A 21,019-nucleotide genomic window follows, 5' to 3' on the forward strand; every position below is an offset into this window, starting at 1 on the left:
GGAAAAGGCATGAGCGCAGCCGCGAAAGCCACGAAGCAGCCAGGTGACACACGGCCGTTCGCCGCTTTCGAATGGATGCTCGCCGGGCGTTATCTCCGCTCGCGCCGGCGCGAGGCGTTCATTTCGGTCATTGCCGGCTTTTCCTTCCTCGGCATCATGCTTGGCGTGGCGACGCTGATCATCGTCATGGCGGTGATGAATGGCTTTCGCGCCGAATTGCTGACCAAGATCCTTGGCATCAACGGGCATTTGCTCATCCAGCCGATCGGCAGCGAGCTCGACGACTATGATGCGGTGGCGGCGCGAATCGAGAACCTCGAGGGGGTGACCTTCACCATGCCGTTCGTCGAGGGGCAGGCGCTGGTTTCGGGGCCCGCTGGCTCGTTCGGCGCGCTGGTGCGCGGCGTGCGCGGCACGGATCTCGCCAAGCTGCCGCTCGTTGCCGGGAATGTGCGTTCGGGCTCGTTCGAGAATTTTGATCAGAGCGACGGCATTGCCATCGGCACGCGCATGGCGCGCCAGCTCGGCGTCGCCGTCGGCGATATGGTCACCGTCATCATTCCCAAGGGCAATGTCACCGCGCTTGGCGTGACGCCCAGGGTGAAGGGATATCCGGTGACCGCGATCTTCGAGATCGGCATGTCGGAATATGACAGCACCATAGCCTTCATGCCCTTGTCGCAGGCGCAGCTCTACTTCAATCAGGAAGGCATCGTCACCGGCATCGAGGTCTTTACCGACAATCCCGACAGGGTTGGCGCGCTGCGTCCGCTCATCGAGGAGGGAGCGGGTAGGCAGACCTTCGTCAGCGACTGGCGTGCGCGCAATGTCACCTTTTTCTCGGCGCTGGAGGTGGAGCGGAACGTCATGTTCCTGATCCTCATGCTGATCGTCATCGTCGCCGCGCTGAACATCATTTCCGGCATGACCATGCTGGTGAAGGACAAGGGCCGCGACATCGCGATCCTGCGCACGATGGGTGCGACGCGCGGTGCGATCATGCGCATCTTCGTGATCACCGGCGCCAGCATCGGCATCGTGGGCACGCTCGCCGGTTTCGTGCTTGGCTTTATCGTCTGCCTCAACATCGAGAGCATCCGCCAGGCAATCTCCTGGATGACGCGCACCGAGCTGTTCTCGCCGGAGCTCTATTTCCTGAGCCGGCTTCCGGCGGATATGGATTCCGGAGAGACGGCGACGGTGGTGATCATGGCCATGGTGCTGTCGCTGCTTGCGACGCTCTACCCGGCCTGGCGGGCGGCGAAGCTCGATCCGGTCGAGGCGTTGCGCTACGAATGACCACCATGGCCGCATCGGACATCGACATGGACACGACCGTCGCCCCCCTGCCGCTGGTGCTTGCCGGGATCAGCCGCGGCTTTCGCGAAGGCGAGGGGCGTCTCGACATTCTCTCCAACGCCAACCTCGCTCTGCATCCGGGCGAGGTGGTGGCGCTGGTTGCGCCTTCCGGCGCGGGAAAGTCGACGCTGTTGCAGATCGCCGGCCTGCTGGAGCGCCCGGACAGCGGCGAGATCCATATCGACGGCGTCGAGTGCGGCAGGCTTGCGGATATCGAGCGGACTCGTATCAGGCGCAACAAGATCGGTTTCGTCTATCAGTTCCATCATCTCCTGCCGGAGTTCACGGCGTTGGAGAACCTGATGATGCCGCAGCTCATTCGCGGGCTGGAGAAGTCGGAGGCGCGCCAGCGCGCCGCTCAGCTGCTTGAGTACATGCGGCTTGGCAACCGCGCCGACCATCGCCCCTCGGAGCTTTCCGGCGGCGAGCAGCAGCGGGTGGCCATCGCCCGCGCGGTCGCCAATGCGCCGAGCATTCTTCTCGCCGACGAGCCCACCGGCAATCTCGATCCGGTGACCTCCTCCTATGTGTTCGAAGCGCTTGTCGCGCTGGTCAGGGCCTCCGGGCTCGCGGCGCTGATCGCCACGCACAACATGGAACTCGCCGGCAAGATGGATCGGCGCATCACCTTGCGCGACCAGCAGGTGGTCGAGCTCTGAGCCGGCAGACGCTTCCTCTCCTTTTGTGAGCGCTTGCCCGCCGTTTGCCAGCAGTCGCGAAGCCGGACGCTTGCGGCGCGCTTGTGCTGCTCACCCTCCTTTCTTCCCCGGTGTCTCTGTTTCTTTTGGTTGCCTGTGTTGGCAAGGCAGTGTGCCGCGCGCGGCGGTTGCGGGGCTTTACTCGGCGTTTACCATCCCGGCCGTGCCTGAAATTGCGGGTATTGCCAAAAGAACAAATAGTGAACATAATAATCCTCATCGGAACCACGGAACACGGGAGGGCGCCATGTTCACAGAAATTCGAGAGACCGTTCAGGATGTTATCGCTTTCGGAGCGCTTTCGCTCTTCACTGTGACGCTGCTGGTCTGGGGCAATGTCGTGGCTGAACTCCTGGCCGTCTGAAGCCGCCGATGTCCGTTCGGGCAACCGGAGCGGGCGGAGGTCGCGGGTGAAACGATCCCCAGGCGGGGCGTCTTTCTGGGGACCGGCGGGTGCTTTGGCTCGACAGGGGGGCGACGCGGGGGGAAGACTGGCGCTGCGGGCGGGCCTTGCGACAAGGTGCCGTGATCGCGCGAAAACCCAGCATCCCGGTAAGCGCCATGGACGACGTCGGCTTCGTACATCTCAGGACCCATTCCGCCTATTCGCTGCTTGAGGGTGCCTTGCAGCTCGGCCGGCTTCTCGACCTTGCCAAGGCCGATAAGCAACCTGCGATCGCCGTTACCGACACCTCCAATCTTTTCAGCGCGCTCGAATTCTCCGAGAAGGCCTGGGGCTCCGGCGTGCAGCCGCTCGTCGGCGTACAGATTCCGGTCGACTTCTGCGATGGTGGCGTCAAGCGCGGCCGGGAGACGGTGCACCTGAGCGAGGTCGTGCTGATCGCCGCCGGCGACGAGGGCTACGCCAACCTGATGGATGTGGTGAGCCGCGCCTATCTCGATACAGATCCCTCGACCCGGGCGCATGTCACCGCCGAGCGGCTTTGCGCCCATGCCGAGGGTGTCATCCTGCTCACGGGCGGAGCCGCCGGACCTGTCGGCCAGGCCATTATCGCCGGAGATACGGACAAGGCGCGGGCGCGGCTCGGTGTGCTTGCCGAGGGCTTCGGCGACCGGCTCTATGTCGAGTTGCAGCGCCACGGTCTGGCAGACGAGGTGGCGTGCGAGCCGGAGATGATCGCGGCCGCCTACGACATGGGCCTGCCGCTCGTCGCGACCAATGAGCCCTTCTTCGCCACCGCCGACGACTACGAGGCGCATGATGCGCTCATCTGTATTTCCGAAAGCCGGGTGATCGCCGAGGATGACCGCCGCAGGCTGACGCCGGAGCATCGGTTCAAGACGCGCGCGGAAATGCTGGAGGTCTTCTCCGATCTGCCAGAGGCGACCGCCAACACGGTGGAGATCGCTCGCCGCTGCCTGACCAGACCGCTCAAGCACAAGCCCATCCTGCCGCAGTTCGCCGGTGCCTCCGCCGACCCGGAAGCCGCTTTCGCCGCCGAGGTGGAGGAGCTGCGCCGGCAGGCGAAGGAGGGGCTCGTGCAGCGGCTCGAGGCGCATGGCCTCGCGCCGGACATGCCGGAAGAGGACTACTGGAAGCGGCTCGACTACGAGCTCGGTATCATTGAGCGTATGCGGTTTCCCGGCTACTTCCTGATCGTTGCCGACTTCATCAAGTGGGCGAAGGCGCATGACATTCCGGTCGGGCCGGGCCGTGGTTCGGGTGCTGGCTCTCTGGTTGCGTGGTCGTTGACGATTACCGATCTAGATCCAATGCGTTATGCGCTCCTCTTCGAGCGATTTCTTAATCCTGAACGCGTGTCGATGCCGGATTTCGACATCGATTTCTGCCAGAACCGGCGCGAAGAGGTGATCCGCTACGTCCAGGACAAATACGGGCGGGCGCAGGTGGCGCAGATCATCACCTTCGGAACACTGCAGGCGCGCGCCGTGCTGCGTGACGTCGGCCGTGTGCTGCAGATGCCTTATGGTCAGGTCGACCGTCTGTCGAAGATGGTGCCGGCGGCACCGGGCCAGCAGGTGACGCTGGAACAGGCGATCCGCGATGAGCCTCGGTTGCAGGAGGCGCGCGACGATGACGAGACCGTCGCCAAGCTTCTGGAGATGGCGCAGAAGCTCGAGGGGCTCTACCGCCACGCTTCGACGCACGCCGCCGGCGTGGTCATCGGCGACAGGCCGCTCGAGCAGCTCGTGCCGCTCTACCGCGATCCGCGCTCCGACATGCCGGTCGCCCAGTTCAACATGAAGTGGGTGGAGCAGGCCGGTCTGGTGAAGTTCGACTTCCTCGGCCTGAAGACGCTGACGGTGATCGACACAGCGGTGAAGCTGATCGCCGACAAGGGCATCGAGGTCGACATCGCCGGATTGCCGATGGACGACCCGGCGACCTATCGGCTGCTTGCCGCCGGCGAGACCGTGGGCGTGTTCCAGCTTGAAAGCCAGGGCATGCGCCGGGCCATCGCAGGCATGAAGCCGGACCGCTTCGAGGATATCATCGCGCTTGTCGCGCTCTATCGACCCGGCCCGATGGACAACATCCCGGTCTACAATGCGGTCAAGCACGGCGAGCAGGAAGCGGACTATCTGCATCCTCTGCTCGAACCGATCCTGAAGGAGACGAACGGCATCATCGTCTACCAGGAGCAGGTGATGCAGATTGCCCAGGTGCTATCGGGCTACTCGCTCGGCGAAGCCGATCTGCTGCGCCGCGCCATGGGCAAGAAGATCGCCGCGGAGATGGAGGTGCAGCGCGCCCGCTTTGTCGATGGCGCTGTCGAGCGCGGCGTCGACAAGGGGCAGGCGGGCACGATCTTCGACCTCGTTGCGAAGTTCGCCAACTACGGCTTCAACAAGTCGCACGCGGCCGCCTATGCGCTCGTCTCCTATCAGACCGCCTGGCTGAAGGCGAACCATCCGGTGGAGTTCATGGCGGCTTCCATGACGCTGGATCTCGGCAATACCGACAAGCTGTCGGACTTCTGCGTCGAGGCCAAGCGCATGCGCATTCCGGTGCGCCCGCCCTGCGTCAACCGCTCGGGCGTGCATTTCACCGTCGAGGGCAATGCCATCCGCTACGCCATGGGGGCGATCAAGGGAGTGGGCGAAGGGGCGGTCGAGCACATCATCGAGATGCGCGGCGACCGGCCTTTCCGGACCCTTGGCGATTTCGCCGGCCGGGTGAGCGCCAAGCAGCTCAACAAGCGGATCCTGGAAAGCCTGATCAATGCCGGCGCGTTCGATGTACTCGAGCAGGTACGGGCCCGGCTTTCGGCCGGCATCGAGCGAATCGTCGGTGTGTCGCAACGCACCGAGGAACAGGCTCTTAGCGGTCAGAACGACATGTTCGGCGGCGGCGCGGAAGGCGAGACGGTGCATCTGCCGGACGCCGAGCCGTGGCTGGCTGAGGAGCAGTTGCAGCGGGAGCAGGGTGCCATCGGCTTCTATCTGTCCGCCCATCCGCTCGATTCCTACCTGCCGCTGCTGAAGCGAATGCGGGTGCAGATGTGGAGCGAATTCGCCCAGGCGGTGAAGCAGGGAGCGAGCGCCGGCCGCCTTGCGGGAACCGTTCTGGCGCGCCAGGAGCGCAAGACCCGCTCCGGCAACCGCATGGGCATCGTGCGGCTTTCCGACCCGACGGGCCAGTATGAGGCGCTGCTGTTTTCCGAGGCGTTGGCCCAGTTTCGCGACGCGGTCGAGCCGGGGCGTTCCGTGGTGCTGCTTGTGGGAGCGGACATGCGCGACGACGAGCCGAGCCTGCGCATCCAGTCGGTTCGCCCGCTGGAGGACGAGGCGGCGCGCGTGCAGCAGAACCTCACGGTGTTCCTGCGCGATCCGGATGCCGCCCGGCGGTTGCCCCGACATCTCGGCGAGCGCGGCGAGGGGGAGGTGAGCGTCGTCGTGCTTCTCGACAATGGCGCACGTGAAGTCGAGGTAAAGCTGCCGGGCGGCTACCGGCTCTCGCCACAGATTGCCGGCGCCATGAAAACGATTCCCGGCGTGGTCGAGGTGCAGCTTTCCTGACCTAACGTCAGGCTGTTCCGGGCGACGCTTGCGGGCGCTGGCGGGGTTTTCACCGTCCGCAGATGGATGGAATTGTGCGTTTGTGCGATTTCGGAGGGCCTGCGGGCTTGTCTTGAGCCGTGCGCGAGATTATAACGCGCGCATTCCACACGCAGGGTCGGTTTTCGTCACGGACGGGGTCCATCCGGTGTCGACGCGCGAGCGAAGGCACGCCCTGCGGAGGTACAACCGGAAAATCTAAGGAGAAGCAAGGCCATGGCCCTGCCCGATTTCACTATGCGCCAGCTGCTGGAAGCCGGTGTCCACTTCGGTCACCAGAAGCACCGCTGGAATCCGAAGATGGGTCCCTACATCTTCGGCGTTCGCAACAACATCCACATTCTCGACCTGGCTCAGACCGTTCCGCTCCTGCATCAGGCGCTGAAGGTTGTGTCCGACAAGGTCGCCCAGGGCGGTCGCGTTCTCATCGTCGGCACCAAGCGCCAGGCGCAGGAGCCGGTCGCCGAGGCAGCTCGCCGTTCGGCCCAGTACCACGTCAACGCCCGTTGGCTTGGTGGCATGCTGACCAACTGGAAGACCATCTCCCAGTCGATCCAGCGCCTGCGCAAGGTCGAAGAGACGCTGAGCAGCCCGAGCGGCCTGACCAAGAAGGAGCGTCTGTTCCTTGATCGCGAGCGCGAGAAGCTCGAGCGTAACCTTGGCGGCATCAAGGACATGGGTGGTCTTCCGGACCTGATCTTCGTGATCGACACGAATCGCGAGGCCATCGCGATCCAGGAAGCCCGTCGCCTGGGCATTCCGGTCGCTGCCATCGTCGACAGCAACTGCGATCCCGACGGCATCGACTACCCGGTTCCGGGCAATGACGACGCCGGCCGTGCCATCGGCCTCTACTGCGACCTGATCGCACGCGCCGCCATCGACGGCATTTCCCGCGCCCAGGGTGGCATGGGCATCGACGTCGGTTCGGCCGAGGAAGCGCCGGTCGAGCCGGTTCTGGCCGCCGAGGAAGGCGTTGCCGAGGACGCCCCGGCAGCAGCGGTCGAATGACCTGATACGGCTCCGGCGGCCCTCGTGGCCGCCGGTTGCCGTTCTGTCGTACGTCTTTGTCATAAACCTTACGTGAGGCCTCGGCTAAGCCTGCCGGGGTGAACACCCGTCAACGAGGCGACTAATGAGCATTTCCGCTGCAATGGTGAAAGAGCTCCGCGAGAAGACCGGCGCGGGCATGATGGACTGCAAGGCAGCCCTGACCGAGAACAACGGCGACATGGAAGCAGCCATCGACTGGCTGCGTACCAAGGGTCTCGCCAAGGCCGCCAAGAAGGCCGACCGCGTTGCGTCCGAAGGTCTGGTCGGCGTCGCATCCGAGGGCACGAAGGCTGCTGTCGTCGAGCTGAACTCCGAGACCGACTTCGTGGCACGCAACGACGGCTTCCAGGCCCTCGTTTCCGGCACCTCCAAGGCTGCCCTGTCCGCCGATGGCGACGTCGAGGCTCTTGGCAACGCCACCTTCCCAGGCTCCGACAAGTCCGTCAGCGACACCATCAAGGACTCGATCGCAACGATCGGCGAGAACATGTCGCTGCGTCGCACCGCCGTCGTTTCCGTCTCCAAGGGCGCGGTCGCGACCTACGTCCATGGCGCCATCTCCGATGGTCTCGGCAAGATCGGCGTTCTGGTCGGCCTCGAGACCGAGGGCGACGCCGAGGCGGTGACCGCATTCGGCCGCAAGATCGCGATGCACGTTGCCGCGACCAACCCGCTGTCGCTCGGCGTCGAGGATCTCGATCCGGCCGTCGTCGACCGCGAGCGCCAGATCTTTTCCGAGCAGGCGCGCGAGTCGGGCAAGCCGGAAAACATCATCGAGAAGATGGTCGAGGGCCGTCTGCGCAAGTTCTATGAGGAAGTGACGCTGACCAAGCAGTCCTTCGTCATCGATCCGGACAAGACCGTCGAGCAGGCCGTCGAGGCGTTCGGCAAGGAAATCGGTTCCCCGGTCAAGCTCACCGGCTTCGTTCGCTTCGCCCTTGGCGAAGGGATCGAGAAGGAAGAGACGGACTTCGCGGCGGAAGTCGCGGCAGCGGTAGGCAACTGAGCCGCAAGCAACAAGGCGCCGGTCAAACCGGCGCCTTTTTTCTGTGCACTGACGGTCGCGGGAAACGACGTCGCGACCGTGCGGGTCAACGTGAGCGCATGCGCTCCGGCGTCACCCGGAAAACCATAACGACGAGAAAAAAATGTCGAGAAAACTTCGCTGGCGGCGCGTGCTCGTAAAACTCTCGGGCGAGGCGCTGATGGGATCGCAGGACTTCGGGATCGATCCGGAGACCGTCGACCGGGTGGCCAAGGAAATCGCCGAGGCGGTCAGCCTGGGAGCCCAGGTCGGGGTCGTCGTCGGCGGCGGCAACATCTTTCGCGGCGTTGCCGTGGCCGCCAAGGGCGGTAATCGGGTCACCGGCGACCACATGGGCATGCTCGCCACCGTCATGAACTCCCTGACACTGGCCGACGCACTGCGCCGTCTTGGCGTTCCCGCGCGCGTCCTGTCCGCCGTTCCGGTTCCCTCCATCTGCGAGACCTTCACCCAGCGTAGCGCCGAGCGCTACATGGAGGACGGCGACGTCATCGTCTTTGCGGGTGGCACGGGCAATCCGTTCTTCACCACCGACAGCGGCGCTGCGCTGCGCGCGGCCGAAATGCGGTGCGACGCGTTCCTCAAGGGGACCAGCGTCGATGGTGTCTACTCTGCCGATCCCAAGCAGGTGCCCGATGCGGAGCGTTACGACACGCTGACGCCGGGCGAGGTTCTGGGCCGCGACCTAAAGGTGATGGACGCAACGGCGATCGCCCTTGCGCGCGACAACCGTATTCCGGTCATCGTGTTCTCGATCCGCACGCCGGGCGCGCTGGTCGACGTTATGAACGGCGCGGGACTGTACACCGTCATCTCGGACTGAGCCGGCGTGCCGGCGGCGGGTGTGCTTCGCCGCGCCCCGCAATCCGGTGTTTCAAGCGCTTCATCCCATGGTGCGTGGCTGGAAGCGCTTGCGTTTCCCCTGTCCGTCATGGAAATAAGACGCACAAAGACCGTTCCCCATGCGGGGGCGGTCAAAACGCCAGTGCAAGCGGAGACATGGATATGGCCGACCAGGATGTGGACTACGCGGATCTCGAGCGTCGCATGACGGGCGCGCTCAATTCGCTGAAGAGCGATCTGGGTGGGCTGCGCACGGGCCGGGCTTCGTCCACGATGCTCGATCCGGTCACGGTCGAGGCCTATGGCTCGCAGATGCCTCTCAACCAGGTCGCGACCGTCAGCGTGCCGGAGCCGCGCATGATTTCGGTCGCCGTGTGGGACAAGACCATGGTTGGCAAGGTCGAGCGCGCCATCCGCGATTCGAACCTGGGCCTCAACCCGGTCGTCGACGGCATGACACTGCGCCTGCCGATTCCCGAGCTCAACGAAGAGCGCCGCAAGGACCTGATCAAGCTCGCTCACAAATATGCCGAGCAGGCCAAGGTCGCCGTGCGCCACGTCCGCCGTGATGGCATGGACACGCTGAAGAAGCTCGAGAAGGATGGCGACATCGGCGAGGATCAGAGCCGCGTTTCGGCCGACCGCGTTCAGAAGATGACGGACGAGATGATCTCCGAGATCGATTCGACCCTCGCCAAGAAGGAACAGGAAATCTCCCAGGTCTGACGCGAGACCGGGAGGAGGGACTTTGGGACAGGAGCATCCGATGACGGTGACGGCAGACCTCGACGTCTCCGCTGAGGCGGAGGCGGGCGCGCGCGACGGGGTGCCGCGACACGTTGCCGTGATCATGGATGGCAATGGACGGTGGGCCGTGTCACGCGGCCTGCCGCGCACCGAGGGGCACCGGGCCGGGGTTGCCGCACTGCGGCGCACCGTCGGCCATTGCGCCGCGCGTGGCGTCAAGGTTCTGACGATCTTCTCTTTCTCCTCCGAGAACTGGAACCGTCCGGCCGCCGAAGTCGGCTTCCTGATGAACCTGCTTGAGCGGTTCGTCCGCCGGGATATCGCGGAGCTTCACCGCCAGAACGTGCGGGTCTCGATGATTGGCGAGCGCCACGGCCTCGACCGCTCCATCCTCGGTCTCATCGAGGAAGGCGAGGCGCTGACGCGCGACAACACGGGCATGCGTCTCGTCGTTGCCTTCAACTACGGCGGGCGCAATGAGATCGCCCGGGCGGCGCGCAAGCTTGCCGAGGAGGTCGCCGCCGGTCGTCTTTCGCCCGAGGATGTGGACGAAGAATGCCTGGCGGGCGGTCTCGACACCGCCGATCTTCCCGATCCCGACCTCATCATCCGCACGAGCGGGGAACAGCGTCTTTCGAATTTCCTGCTCTGGCAGGCGGCCTATGCCGAGTTCTATTTCTCGGAATTGCATTGGCCCGATTTTGACGAAACGGCGCTCGATCGCGCCTTTGCCGCCTATGCGGCGCGCGACAGGCGTTTCGGTGGGCTTTCCGCGAAAGTGGCAAGATGACGGGCGATGCCGGAGGAGGTGATCCGGGCCCTCGTGGGGCGAGCGAGCTTGCCTTGCGGACTCTTTCGGCAGCGCTCCTTGTTCCTGCCGCGCTCGCGCTGATCTACTTCGGCGGCATCGCCTTTGCGCTGATGTCGGCGCTGCTGGCGACGGTTCTCCTGCGCGAATGGAGCGTGATCGTCGGGGCAGGGGGAGACCTCGTCGCTGCCCCCGTGGCCCATGTCGGCGTGCTGGCGGTTCTGCTGCTGACGTATCTCGGTGATGCGCAGACGGCCTTCGGCATTCTTTTTGTCGTGGCGCTCGGTCTCTATCTGTCGGGTCTGGCGCGCAGCCATGCGCCGAACCGCTGGCTTGCCTGCGGGACCCTCTACGCGGGAGCGACGGGCATCGTCCTGATTGTGCTGCGACAGGGATCGGAAGGGGCGCTGTTGATCCTGTTCCTCTTCCTCGTGGTCTGGGTGACGGACATTGTCGCCTATTTCGTTGGCCGCAAGGTCGGCGGACCGAAGCTGTGGCGGCGGGTCTCGCCCAAGAAGACCTGGAGTGGCGCGCTCGGAGGCCTTGGCGGCGCGCTTGTCGTCGGCGCGGTGACGTCTGGTTTCTCCGCGCTTGCCCCCGCGTTCGCCTGGATCCTGGCCGCTGGCGTGCTCTCGATCTACGCGCAGATCGGCGACCTTGCCGAATCGGCCCTGAAGCGCCGTTTCGGCGTGAAGGATTCAGGGACGATCATTCCTGGCCATGGTGGCGTGATGGACCGGATCGACGGTGTCGTCGGGGCCGCCGTTCTTGGCTACCTGACGGCGCTTGCGATTGGCGGCCAGCTTGCCGATCCGGCCGCTGCGTTCCTGAACACACAAGGACTGTGACCCTTGCGAAACGAGCAGCAACGACCCGACGGCGACGCTGACCGGGCGGGTGCGCCGCTTCGGCTTTCGGTTTTCGGCGCGACCGGGTCGATCGGCACGAGCACGCTCGACCTGGTCGCCCGCAATCCGGACCGTTTCGAGATCGACACGCTGACGGCCAACTCCAGCGCCGCCGCGCTGGCCGAGGCGGCGCAGCGCGTTGGCGCGCGCCACGCGGTGGTTGCCGATCCGGCGGCTTACGCGGATCTTGCCGCGGCGCTTTCCGGAACGGGGATCACGACCGCGGCCGGCGAGGGGGCCATCGTCGAGGCGGCGATGCGACCTGTCGACATGATGGTGGCGGCGATTGTCGGTGCGGCCGGACTGCGGCCGACGCTGGCGGCCGCGGGGCAGGGCACCACCATTGCCCTGGCCAACAAGGAATGCCTCGTCTGCGGCGGCGATCTGTTCATGGCGGCTGCGCGGACAGGCGGGGCGACGCTGCTGCCGGTCGATTCGGAACACAGCGCCATCTTCCAGGTTTTCGAGCGGCAGAACTTCGATCAGATCGAGAAGCTGACGCTCACCGCCTCCGGCGGACCGTTCCGCACCCGCTCTCTGGCCGAGATGGCGCTTGTGACGCCGGAAGCGGCGCTGCGGCATCCCAACTGGAGCATGGGCGCGCGCATCTCCATCGACAGCGCGACGATGATGAACAAGGGCTTCGAGATCATCGAGGCGCATCATCTCTTCGCGCTCGCCGACGAGCGGCTCGACGTGCTCGTCCATCCGCAGTCGGTGATCCATGGCATGGTGCACTACCGTGACGGTTCGGTGCTGGCCCAGCTCGGCGCGCCGGACATGCGAGCGCCGATTTCTCATTGCCTTGCCTGGCCGCGCCGGATGGAGACCCCGTGCGAACGCCTTGATCTCGCCGCATTGGGATCGCTCACCTTCGAGGCGCCGGATCTCGCGCGGTTTCCCGCGCTTGGACTGGCGCGAGCCGCCATGGCCAGGGGCACCGCGGCGACGGCCGCGCTCAACGCTGCCGACGAGGTGCTGGTGGCGGCGTTCCTGGCGCGGCGCATCGGATTTCTCGACATCTCCGCCCTCGCGGAGCGCGTTCTCGACCGGCTCTCGGGGCAAGGTGCGCTGCAGGCTCCGGCGAGTGTCGAGGACGTGCTGGCCATCGACGCCCGGGCGCGACGGGTCGCCGGCGAATTGGGCGCAGCCAAGGGCCCCTGAGAAGATCTCGCCGGACCAACGGCTTGTTAACGTCACGGTCGCACACTGGGGCCGCATTTGGAGACGACATGGAACTGATCGGATCGCTCTTCGGGTCGGCTGCGGGCTATCTCCTGCCGTTCCTCTTTGTCCTGACGATCGTGGTGTTTTTCCACGAGCTCGGTCATTTTCTCGTCGCGCGCTGGTGCGGGGTGCGGGTCAACGCATTCTCCGTCGGCTTCGGGCCGGAGCTGATCGGCCGCAACGACCGGCATGGCACCCGCTGGAAGCTCTGTGCCATCCCGCTTGGCGGCTATGTGAAATTCGCCGGCGACGAGAACGAGGCGAGCACGCCCGATCGCGCCGCGCTTGACGCCATGTCGCCAGATGAACGCGCCGGAGCGTTCCAGACCAAGTCCGTGGCGCGCCGCGCGGCCATCGTCGCCGCCGGCCCGGTCGCCAACTTTATCCTTTCCATTGTCATCTTCGCGGCGCTGTTCGGCACGCTGGGGCGCTCTGATATCAGTGCCCGCGTCGATGCGGTGAAGCCGGAAAGTGCCGCCGAGGCGGCTGGCATCCTGCCGGGCGACCTGATCGTCGCCGTGGACGGGCAGAAGATCGAGACCTTCTCCGACCTGCAGCGCATCATCAGCTTCCATGCTGGCCAGCCGCTGTCGATGGAGGTCGAACGTGGCGCGAGCGCCGTGACGCTGACGGTGACGCCGAAGCTTGAGGAAATCACCGACCGCTTCGGCAACGTGCAGAGTGTCGGGCTGCTTGGCGTCAGCCGCAGCGCCAGCGCCGAAGATGTGGTCACCAAGCGCTTCGGCCCGGTCGAGGCGCTCGGCGAGGGCGTGCGCGAGACCTGGTTCGTCGTGGCGCGGACCGCGGGCTATCTGTCGCGGGTCGTGACCGGACGGGAATCGGCCGACCAGCTTGGCGGTCCGATCCGCGTCGCGCAGATTTCGGGTCAGGTTGCGACCCTTGGGTTCGCAGCGCTGCTCAATCTGACGGCGGTTCTGTCGGTCAGCATCGGCCTTTTGAACCTGCTTCCGATCCCGATGCTTGACGGTGGTCACCTGCTGTTTTACGCGGCAGAGGCCCTGCGGGGACGGCCGCTCAGCGAGCGGGCGCAGGAGTACGGGTTCCGCATCGGCATTGCCATCGTCCTGTTCCTCATGGTGTTTGCCACCTGGAACGACATGATGCGTCTGACGTCGTTGTAAGCGGCGCGCTCCTTCCTGCCTTCGGATCCGGCGGGAAGGGGTGGTTTGAGCCTGGATCCGGCAGTGGCGCGCTTCTGGCAAGCGTGTCGCTGTTGCAACGATCCGGCGCGAAACCGCGTCGGTCTCGCCTGGGCGGTTGCGTCTCCGGCAAAAGCCTGTAAAACGACTGACGGATATAAAGAATCTGGACCGTATCAGCCGTGTTTGCGGCGCTTTCCCGGTCCCGAGGGAAAAACGAAAGCGAAGCGTTTTTATGCAGCGTATGCACAAACTGACCAAAACGCTCCTGGTATCCGCTCTGATGGGCGGTGTGGCGCCGTTGCTTCCGGCATCGCTTCCGGCGATCGGTGTCTCGCAGGCCGAGGCCGCCGTTGCGAGCCGTATCGCGGTGCAGGGAAACACCCGCATCGAGGCTGCGACCGTCGAGGGATACCTGACCATTCGTCCCGGCCGGCCATACGGCCCCGCCGATGTCGACGAATCGCTCAAGACCCTCTTCGCGACCGGTCTCTTCGAGGATGTGAAGATCTCCCAGCAAGGCGGCACGCTTGTCGTCTCGGTGGTCGAGAATCCGATGGTCAACAAGATCTCCTTCGAGGGCAACAAGCGCCTTAACGACAAGACGCTTGAGGGTGTTGTGCGCACCCAGGAGCGTTCGATGCTGACCCGTGCCAAGGTTCAGTCCGACGTTCAGAACATTCTCGAGGCCTACCGTCGCTCCGGCCGCTATCGCGCGTCCGTCGAGCCGAAGATCATTTCCCGGTCGAACAACCGCGTGGATCTGGTCTTTGAGGTGAACGAAGGCGATCGCACGGGCATCGAGCGTATCACCTTCATTGGCAATACGAATTTCTCCGATGGTCGTCTGCGGGACGTGATCCGCACGCGCCAGAGCGGTCTGCTCAGCTTCCTGCGCACGACCGACAATTTCGATCCGGATCGTCTCGATGCGGATCAGGAGATGCTGCGCCAGTTCTACTACCGTCATGGCTATGCCGACTTCCGCATCGTCTCGGCCGTTGCCGATCTCGATCGCGAGGAGAACGTCTTCTACGTGACGTTCACCGTGGAAGAGGGTGACCAGTACGACTTCGGCGAGATCGGTCTCGAGACCTCGCTGGCGGATGTCGATCCGGAAGAGCTGCGTCGCAAGCTGCGCACGCAGCAGGGCGACACCTATTCCTCGCTCGATGTCGAGAAGTCGCTCGAGGCGCTGACGCTCGACGTGTCGCGCCAGGGCTACGCCTTCGCGCAGATCCGTCCGCGTGCCGAGCGTGACTACGAGAACCATACGATTTCGCTGACCTACTACATCGAGGAAGGTCCGCGCGTTTACGTCGAGCGTATCAACGTGCGTGGCAACGACCGCACCCGCGAGTACGTTGTCCGTCGTGAGTTCGACCTCGCCGAGGGCGATGCGTTCAACCGCGTGCTGGTCGACAAGGCAGAGCGTCGCCTCAAGGATCTCCAGTTCTTCAAGAACGTGCGGATCACGACCGAGCGCGGCAGTGCCCCGGACAAGATCGTCATCAACGTCGATGTCGAGGAGCAGCCCACGGGTGAAGTCGGCTTCGGTGTCGGCTATTCCACCTCGGACGGCGTCATCGGTGATGTGACCATCCAGGAAAAGAACTTCCTCGGTCGCGGCCAGTTCGTGCGCGCCCGCCTTGCTGGTGGCACTTCGACCCAGTCCTACGAGTTCGCCTTTACCGAGCCGTATTTCCTCGGTCGTCGCATGGCTCTGTCGCTCGATGTCTATCGTCGCGCCTATGACAAGAACGACTACCGCAACTATGACCTGACGACGACCGGTGGTTCCATCGGTCTCGGCCTGCCGCTGCGCGATGACGAGCTGCGCCTGAACCTGATCTACCGGATCTTCGACCAGGATCTGAAGCAGGACACCACCGCGCTTTCGAACGGTCTGCAGAGCTCGCTCGGTCACAACCTGACCTCGGCCATCGGCTACTCGCTGGTCTATGACACCCGCGACAGCCGCGTCGATCCGCGCGACGGTTTCTACGCGACCTTCGGTCAGGAATTTGCCGGTCTCGGTGGCAATTCCCGCTACATCTCGACGACTGTCGATGCACGCGCCTACAAGGAAATCCTTCCCGAGTGGGGCGTTGTCGGTATCCTGCGCGGCGGCGGCGGTTATATCGCCGGCATCGGTCGCGATCTGCGTGCGTCCGACCAGTTCCAGCACAACGACAACTGGCTGCGCGGCTTCGAGCCCCAGGGCATCGGCCCGCGCGATGCCACGACCGGCGATGCGCTCGGTGGACGTTGGTATGTCCATGCCAACGCCGAGGCGGAGTTCCCGATCTTCGGTCTGCCGCGCGAGCTTGGCCTCAGCGGCGCTGTCTTCACCGATTTCGGCGCGGTGTGGGACACGGATCCGGCGATCCTTGCCTGTGTGCAGACAGCCAATGGGTGCGGTGGCGCTCAGCCGGCCGGTTCGGTGCAGTCCAACGACTTCAAGCCGCGTGTTGCGGCCGGCTTCGGCATCAAGTGGGCCTCGCCCTTTGGTCCGCTGCGCGCCGATTTCGCCTGGCCCATCATCAAGCAGACCGGCGACCGCACGCAGTTCTTCCGGATCGGCGGCGGCACCCGCTTCTAAGTCGATTGCCCGGGGATGACATGAACACCGGCCGCCGTAACCCGGCGGCCGGCTTTATTATGGGACAACCATGAGCGATCCGGTATTCCTTGCGCCTTTCGAGCCCGTCTCGGTTCGCCAGCTGGCCGATTGGGTGGGAGGAGATCTCCCGCGCGGTGGCGACGAGACGATGATTTCGACCGTCGGTCCGCTCGAGGATTCCGCACCCGGCCAGCTCGTTTTCTTCGACAACACCAAGTACCTGCCCATGCTCGCGGAAACGCGCGCGGCCGCCTGCCTCATCGGCAAGCGCCATGCGGACAAGGTTCCCGAGGGGGTCGTTGCCATTGTGGTCGGCGAACCCTACCGAGCCTGGGGCATCGTGCTCAGCAAGCTCTATCCCGCCGCGTTGCGTCCTCCCGTCTTCGAGGGCACTGAGGGCGTTTCGCCGCTGGCGCGCATCGACCCGTCGACGCGGCTTGAGGAGGGCGTCGTCGTCGAAGCCGGAGCGGTGATCGGCGCGGACGTGGAAATCGGGTCCGGCTCGCATGTCCAGGCGAACGCGATCATCGCGCGCGGCGTGCGCATCGGCCGCGACTGCACGGTCGGCGCAAATGCGGTGCTGCAATACGCGCTTCTCGGCGACCGGGTGATCCTGCATCCCGGCGTCTGCATCGGCCAGGACGGCTTCGGTTTCGCCATGGGCGCAGCCGGCCACCTGAAGGTGCCCCAGATCGGCCGTGTCATCATCCAGAACGACGTCGAGATCGGCGCCAACACCACCGTTGACCGGGGCGCGAACCGCGACACGATCATCGGCGAGGGCACCAAGATCGACAACCAGGTGCAGATTGGCCACAACGTGGTGATTGGCCGGCACTGCGTGATCGTCGCGCAGGTCGGCATTTCCGGCAGTGCCACGCTTCAGGACTACGTCGCCATCGGCGGTCAGTCGGGTGTGCGCGGTCACGTCACCATCGGCATGGGCGCGCAGATCGCCGCCGTCAGCGTGGTCGAAGGCGATGTGCCGGCCGGCGCGCGCTATGGCGGTGTGCCCGCGAAACCGGTAAAAGTCTGGTTCCGTGAGGTCATGACCTTGAGCAAGCTTGCGGAGCGGGGTCTGAATGACCGCTCCAACAAGAAATAACAATGAAGAACAGGATTTGAGGACGTCGAGATGAGCGAGGGTAAGACGAGCACGCTGGACAGCGCCGACATCATGCGGATCATGGAGCTGTTGCCGCATCGGTATCCGTTCCTGATGGTCGACCGTATCATCGAGATGGATGGCGACGCATCCGGCATTGGCATCAAGAACGTGACGGCCAACGAGCCGCACTTCATGGGTCATTTTCCCGGACAGCCGGTGATGCCGGGTGTGCTCCTGATCGAGGGCATGGCGCAGACCGCCGGTGCGCTCTGTGTCAATTCGCGCGGCGACACCGGGTCTCCCAAGCTCGTTTATTTCATGACCATCGACAGGGCGAAGTTCCGCAAGCCGGTTCAGCCTGGCGATCGGGTCGAGTATCACATGAAGAAGATTCGCAACCGGACCAACATCTGGAAGTTCGACGGCGTCGCTCTGGTCGATGGCGTCAAGGTTGCGGAAGCGGAAATCAGCGCGATGCTGGTGGACGGTTGAGGCGGTGGTAATGTCCGGGAATGTGCATCCGAGCGCGGTTGTCGAAGACGGAGCCAGGCTCGGCGAGGGTGTCAAGATCGGCCCGCTCTGCCATGTGGGGCCTGAGGTTGTCCTTGGCGATGGGGTCGAGCTGAAGTCGCATGTGGTTGTCGCTGGTCGCACGACGGTCGGCGCGCGCACGACGGTGTTTCCTTTTGCCTCGATCGGTCACCACGCCCAGGACCTCAAGTTCAAGGGTGAGGAGGCGCGCCTTGTCATCGGCACCGATTGCATCATCCGCGAAGGCGTGACGATGAACGCGGGCACCGAGGGCGGCGGGCTGGAAACCGTGGTCGGCAACCGCTGCGCCTTTCTTGCAAATTCCCACGTCGGGCACGATTCGCGTCTCGGCGATGGCGTGATCCTGTCCAACAACGTGATGATCGCCGGCCATGTCACGGTCGGAAACAACGTCATCATGGGTGGCGGTGCCGCTGTGATCCAGTTCACCCGCGTTGGCGACAATGCCTTTGTCGGCGGTCTCGCCGGCCTTGAGAACGATCTCATTCCCTTCGGCATGGTCATGGGCAACAGGGCCCGGCTCAACGGCCTTAACCTCGTCGGCCTGAAGCGTCACGGCTTTGCTCGTGAGGAGATCCACGCACTGCGCAGTGCCTACAAGGAGCTCTTCGAGAGCGAGGACGGCACGCTGCGCCATCGCGCGGAGGCCGTTGCCGCGGCACACGCGGATGGCTCCCTGGTGCGCCGGGTTACCGATTTCATCCTGGCGGAGTCCGACCGGCGTTTCTGCACGCCCGCACTGGACGGCTGAGCCGTGGCGGGCCGCGATGACGGTGCCTCCACCCGCATCGGAAGCGGGGCGGAGCCTGTCGCCGTCATTTGCGGGGGCGGGCGATTGCCGGGCGAGGTGATCGCCGCGGCGCGTGACGCCGGACGGCGCGTCGTCGTGATCGCCATCAAGGGCGAGGCCGATCCCTCCATAGATGCCTTCGCGCCGACCTGGCTCGGCTTCGGGCAGATCGGCAAGCTTTCAGATCTTCTCATGCGAGAGAATTGCCGCGATCTTGTGATGATTGGCGGCATTACCAAGCGTCCGGAGATGCGTGAGATCATCGGCGATCTCGGCACCATGCGCCGACTGCCGCGTATTATCGCGGCGCTGGCCGGCGGCGACGACAGTCTGCTCACAAAGGTCATACGGCTTTTCGAGGACGACGGGTTCCGCGTCATCGGGGCGCATCGGATCGCGCCGTCACTGCTGGCGTTGCCCGGAGCGCTCGTCGGCGCCGCTCCCAGGGGCGATGTGGCCGCGGATCTGGCTCTTGCCGCGCAAGCGGTGGCGGAACTCGGTCGGCTCGATATCGGACAGGCGGCGGTCTCCGTCGGCCGGCGGGTGATCGCCGTCGAGGGGGCCGAAGGCACCGATGCCATGCTGGCGCGCTGCGCTGAGTTGCGCCGCATCCGCAGGGTGCGCGGGACGGGCGGAGTGCTGGTGAAATGCGCCAAGCCCGGGCAGGACCTGCGCGTCGACCTGCCGACGATCGGCCCTGACACGGTGGCGGGCTGCGTCGAGGCGGGGCTTTCCGGCATCGGCATCCAGGCGGGCCGCGTTCTCATCGCCGAGCGTGCACGCACGGAGGCAGCGGCGCGCGAGCACGGTCTTTTCCTCTTCGGTCTCGATAGGGCCACTGCCACGGAGAACGCCTCATGACCCGGCAAGCGCCGCTGCGTGTCTATCTTGTGGTGGGGGAGGAGTCCGGCGATCAGCTCGCCGCGCCACTGATGCGGGCGCTGCGGGCGCGTCTTTCCGGGGCGGTGGAGTTTCGCGGTGTCGCCGGCGAGCGGATGATGGGCGAGGGGATGGAGACGCTCTTTCCCATCGAGGATATTGCCGTGATGGGCATGACGGCGGTTCTGGCGCGTCTGCCGACCATTGTGCGTCGGGTCTATCAGACCGTCGATGACGTTGTTTCCTGGAACCCGGACGTGCTTGTCATCATCGACAGCCCCGACTTTACCCACAATGTGGCCAAGCGGGTTCGCCGCCGCGCGCCGCATGTACGCATCGTCGACTATGTGTCGCCTTCGGTGTGGGCATGGAGGCCCGGGCGGGCGCGCAAGATGGCGGCCTATGTGGATCGGCTGCTGGCGATCTTGCCCTTCGAGCCTGCGGTGCACGCGCGCCTTGGCGGACCGCCGACGGACTATGTCGGCCACTCGCTCATCGAGCATAGTGCGCGGCTGCGTCCCGCGGAGGGAGAGCGAAGCGCGTTGGAGCAGGGCGCCCGGCCTGTGTTGCTGGTGTTGCCCGGCAGCCGGGGAAGCGAGGTCTCGCGGTTGCTGGAGGAGTTCGGCAGGGCGGTCGAGATCCTGGCGCGCGAGCGGGCCGACCTGGAGGTCGTGCTGCCGGCGGTGCCCCGACAAAGGGCGCGCATCGAGGAGGCCGTCGCCACCTGGCCGGTGCAAGTCGAGATCGTTTCCGGGGAGGCGAACAAGCATGCTGCCTTCCGCCGCGCCCACGCCGCGCTTGCCGCTTCGGGCACGGTTTCATTGGAATTGGCGATCTCGGGGGTACCGATGATCGTGGCGTACAAGCTGGACTGGTTCTACCGTCGCATCAAGGACCTGAACCGCTTTCTGCCCATCGCTTCGGTCACCTCGATGGTGTTGCCGAACATCATTCTGGGTGAGTCCGTCGTGCCGGAGTTTCTCGACGACGAGGCCAACGGCGTAGCGCTGGCCGACGCCGTGCGCCCGCTTCTCTCCCCGGGCACTGCCCGCTCCCGCCAACTCGAGGCTTTCGCCCGACTGGACGAGGTGATGCGGCTGGAGGGGGGCGAAAGCCAGGCAGGCGCCGCCGCGCGCTTGGTTGCCGAGGTTGCAACAGCCGGCAAGGGATGAGCGAGC

Annotated in this window: 17 protein-coding genes; all 17 read left to right on the forward strand. The window is 65.0% G+C overall.

The annotated features are described in order from the left end of the window. Positions 1 to 9: 9 nt before the first annotated feature. The 17 genes from ACN0WF_RS12775 to lpxB all read left to right on the forward strand — a co-directional run bounded on the left by ACN0WF_RS12775 (position 10) and on the right by lpxB (position 21,013). Positions 10 to 1,299, forward strand: a complete 1,290-nt coding sequence (locus ACN0WF_RS12775; protein WP_417773209.1) for a lipoprotein-releasing ABC transporter permease subunit — start codon at positions 10 to 12, stop codon at positions 1,297 to 1,299. Positions 1,300 to 1,304: 5 nt separating this feature from the next. Beyond that, a complete protein-coding gene (locus ACN0WF_RS12780; RefSeq protein ID WP_417773210.1) occupies positions 1,305 to 2,018 on the forward strand; it encodes an ABC transporter ATP-binding protein in 714 nt (237 codons plus the stop codon). A 600-nt stretch (positions 2,019 to 2,618) separates the two neighbouring features. Continuing rightward, positions 2,619 to 6,059, forward strand: coding sequence for a DNA polymerase III subunit alpha (gene dnaE, locus ACN0WF_RS12785; RefSeq protein WP_417773211.1), 3,441 nt, complete (start codon positions 2,619 to 2,621; stop codon positions 6,057 to 6,059). Between the two features lie 255 nt (positions 6,060 to 6,314). Further along, on the forward strand, positions 6,315 to 7,109 hold the full coding sequence (gene rpsB / locus ACN0WF_RS12790) for a 30S ribosomal protein S2 (protein ID WP_417773212.1): 795 nt from the start codon (positions 6,315 to 6,317) through the stop codon (positions 7,107 to 7,109). 124 nt (positions 7,110 to 7,233) lie between these two features. After that, a complete protein-coding gene (tsf, locus tag ACN0WF_RS12795) occupies positions 7,234 to 8,157 on the forward strand; it encodes a translation elongation factor Ts (protein ID WP_417773213.1) in 924 nt (307 codons plus the stop codon). Between the two features lie 142 nt (positions 8,158 to 8,299). Continuing rightward, positions 8,300 to 9,019, forward strand: coding sequence for a UMP kinase (gene pyrH / locus ACN0WF_RS12800; protein WP_417773214.1), 720 nt, complete (start codon positions 8,300 to 8,302; stop codon positions 9,017 to 9,019). 182 nt (positions 9,020 to 9,201) lie between these two features. Beyond that, positions 9,202 to 9,765 carry a ribosome recycling factor gene (frr, locus tag ACN0WF_RS12805; protein WP_417773215.1) on the forward strand — a complete coding sequence of 188 codons (564 nt, stop codon included), beginning with the start codon at positions 9,202 to 9,204 and terminating at the stop codon, positions 9,763 to 9,765. A 40-nt stretch (positions 9,766 to 9,805) separates the two neighbouring features. Further along, positions 9,806 to 10,576: an isoprenyl transferase gene (locus ACN0WF_RS12810; RefSeq protein WP_417773216.1), complete on the forward strand. Its 771-nt coding sequence runs from the start codon at positions 9,806 to 9,808 to the stop codon at positions 10,574 to 10,576. A gap of 53 nt (positions 10,577 to 10,629) precedes the next feature. Further along, on the forward strand, positions 10,630 to 11,442 hold the full coding sequence (locus ACN0WF_RS12815) for a phosphatidate cytidylyltransferase (RefSeq protein WP_417773217.1): 813 nt from the start codon (positions 10,630 to 10,632) through the stop codon (positions 11,440 to 11,442). A gap of 3 nt (positions 11,443 to 11,445) precedes the next feature. Then, entirely contained in the window at positions 11,446 to 12,666 is a 1,221-nt protein-coding gene (dxr, locus tag ACN0WF_RS12820; RefSeq protein ID WP_417773218.1) for a 1-deoxy-D-xylulose-5-phosphate reductoisomerase, read from the forward strand. 68 nt (positions 12,667 to 12,734) lie between these two features. Beyond that, positions 12,735 to 13,871 (forward strand): RIP metalloprotease RseP, encoded by a 1,137-nt coding sequence (rseP, locus tag ACN0WF_RS12825; protein ID WP_417773219.1) that lies wholly within the window; start codon positions 12,735 to 12,737, stop codon positions 13,869 to 13,871. A gap of 253 nt (positions 13,872 to 14,124) precedes the next feature. Next, positions 14,125 to 16,491 (forward strand): outer membrane protein assembly factor BamA, encoded by a 2,367-nt coding sequence (gene bamA, locus ACN0WF_RS12830; protein ID WP_417773220.1) that lies wholly within the window; start codon positions 14,125 to 14,127, stop codon positions 16,489 to 16,491. A 70-nt stretch (positions 16,492 to 16,561) separates the two neighbouring features. Beyond that, positions 16,562 to 17,617: a UDP-3-O-(3-hydroxymyristoyl)glucosamine N-acyltransferase gene (gene lpxD / locus ACN0WF_RS12835; protein ID WP_417773221.1), complete on the forward strand. Its 1,056-nt coding sequence runs from the start codon at positions 16,562 to 16,564 to the stop codon at positions 17,615 to 17,617. A gap of 30 nt (positions 17,618 to 17,647) precedes the next feature. Next, the gene (gene fabZ, locus ACN0WF_RS12840) at positions 17,648 to 18,112 is read left to right on the forward strand and encodes a 3-hydroxyacyl-ACP dehydratase FabZ (protein ID WP_417773222.1); all 465 of its coding nucleotides are present in this window, start codon (positions 17,648 to 17,650) and stop codon (positions 18,110 to 18,112) included. Positions 18,113 to 18,122: 10 nt separating this feature from the next. Then, positions 18,123 to 18,923, forward strand: coding sequence for an acyl-ACP--UDP-N-acetylglucosamine O-acyltransferase (gene lpxA / locus ACN0WF_RS12845; protein WP_417773223.1), 801 nt, complete (start codon positions 18,123 to 18,125; stop codon positions 18,921 to 18,923). Positions 18,924 to 18,926: 3 nt separating this feature from the next. Further along, positions 18,927 to 19,823, forward strand: a complete 897-nt coding sequence (locus ACN0WF_RS12850) for an LpxI family protein (RefSeq protein WP_417773224.1) — start codon at positions 18,927 to 18,929, stop codon at positions 19,821 to 19,823. Beyond that, entirely contained in the window at positions 19,820 to 21,013 is a 1,194-nt protein-coding gene (gene lpxB / locus ACN0WF_RS12855) for a lipid-A-disaccharide synthase (RefSeq protein WP_417773225.1), read from the forward strand. Before ACN0WF_RS12850 ends, lpxB begins: the two co-directional genes overlap by 4 nt. Positions 21,014 to 21,019: the final 6 nt, after the last annotated feature.

The sequence above is a fragment of the Stappia sp. genome, assembly GCF_048268045.1.
GTDB lineage: Bacteria > Pseudomonadota > Alphaproteobacteria > Rhizobiales > Stappiaceae > Stappia.

Excerpts from the sequence above, each read along its gene's own strand:
- rseP (WP_417773219.1), top strand. The coding sequence starts at position 12,735 with ATGGAACTGATCGGATCGCTCTTCGGGTCGGCTGCGGGCTATCTCCTG.
- lpxA (WP_417773223.1), top strand. The coding sequence starts at position 18,123 with ATGTCCGGGAATGTGCATCCGAGCGCGGTTGTCGAAGACGGAGCCAGG.
- bamA (WP_417773220.1), top strand. The coding sequence starts at position 14,125 with ATGCAGCGTATGCACAAACTGACCAAAACGCTCCTGGTATCCGCTCTG.
- ACN0WF_RS12780 (WP_417773210.1), top strand. The coding sequence starts at position 1,305 with ATGGCCGCATCGGACATCGACATGGACACGACCGTCGCCCCCCTGCCG.
- ACN0WF_RS12775 (WP_417773209.1), top strand. The coding sequence starts at position 10 with ATGAGCGCAGCCGCGAAAGCCACGAAGCAGCCAGGTGACACACGGCCG.
- ACN0WF_RS12810 (WP_417773216.1), top strand. The coding sequence starts at position 9,806 with ATGACGGTGACGGCAGACCTCGACGTCTCCGCTGAGGCGGAGGCGGGC.
- lpxB (WP_417773225.1), top strand. The coding sequence starts at position 19,820 with ATGACCCGGCAAGCGCCGCTGCGTGTCTATCTTGTGGTGGGGGAGGAG.
- tsf (WP_417773213.1), top strand. The coding sequence starts at position 7,234 with ATGAGCATTTCCGCTGCAATGGTGAAAGAGCTCCGCGAGAAGACCGGC.
- fabZ (WP_417773222.1), top strand. The coding sequence starts at position 17,648 with ATGAGCGAGGGTAAGACGAGCACGCTGGACAGCGCCGACATCATGCGG.
- pyrH (WP_417773214.1), top strand. The coding sequence starts at position 8,300 with ATGTCGAGAAAACTTCGCTGGCGGCGCGTGCTCGTAAAACTCTCGGGC.
- frr (WP_417773215.1), top strand. The coding sequence starts at position 9,202 with ATGGCCGACCAGGATGTGGACTACGCGGATCTCGAGCGTCGCATGACG.
- rpsB (WP_417773212.1), top strand. The coding sequence starts at position 6,315 with ATGGCCCTGCCCGATTTCACTATGCGCCAGCTGCTGGAAGCCGGTGTC.
- dnaE (WP_417773211.1), top strand. The coding sequence starts at position 2,619 with ATGGACGACGTCGGCTTCGTACATCTCAGGACCCATTCCGCCTATTCG.
- lpxD (WP_417773221.1), top strand. The coding sequence starts at position 16,562 with ATGAGCGATCCGGTATTCCTTGCGCCTTTCGAGCCCGTCTCGGTTCGC.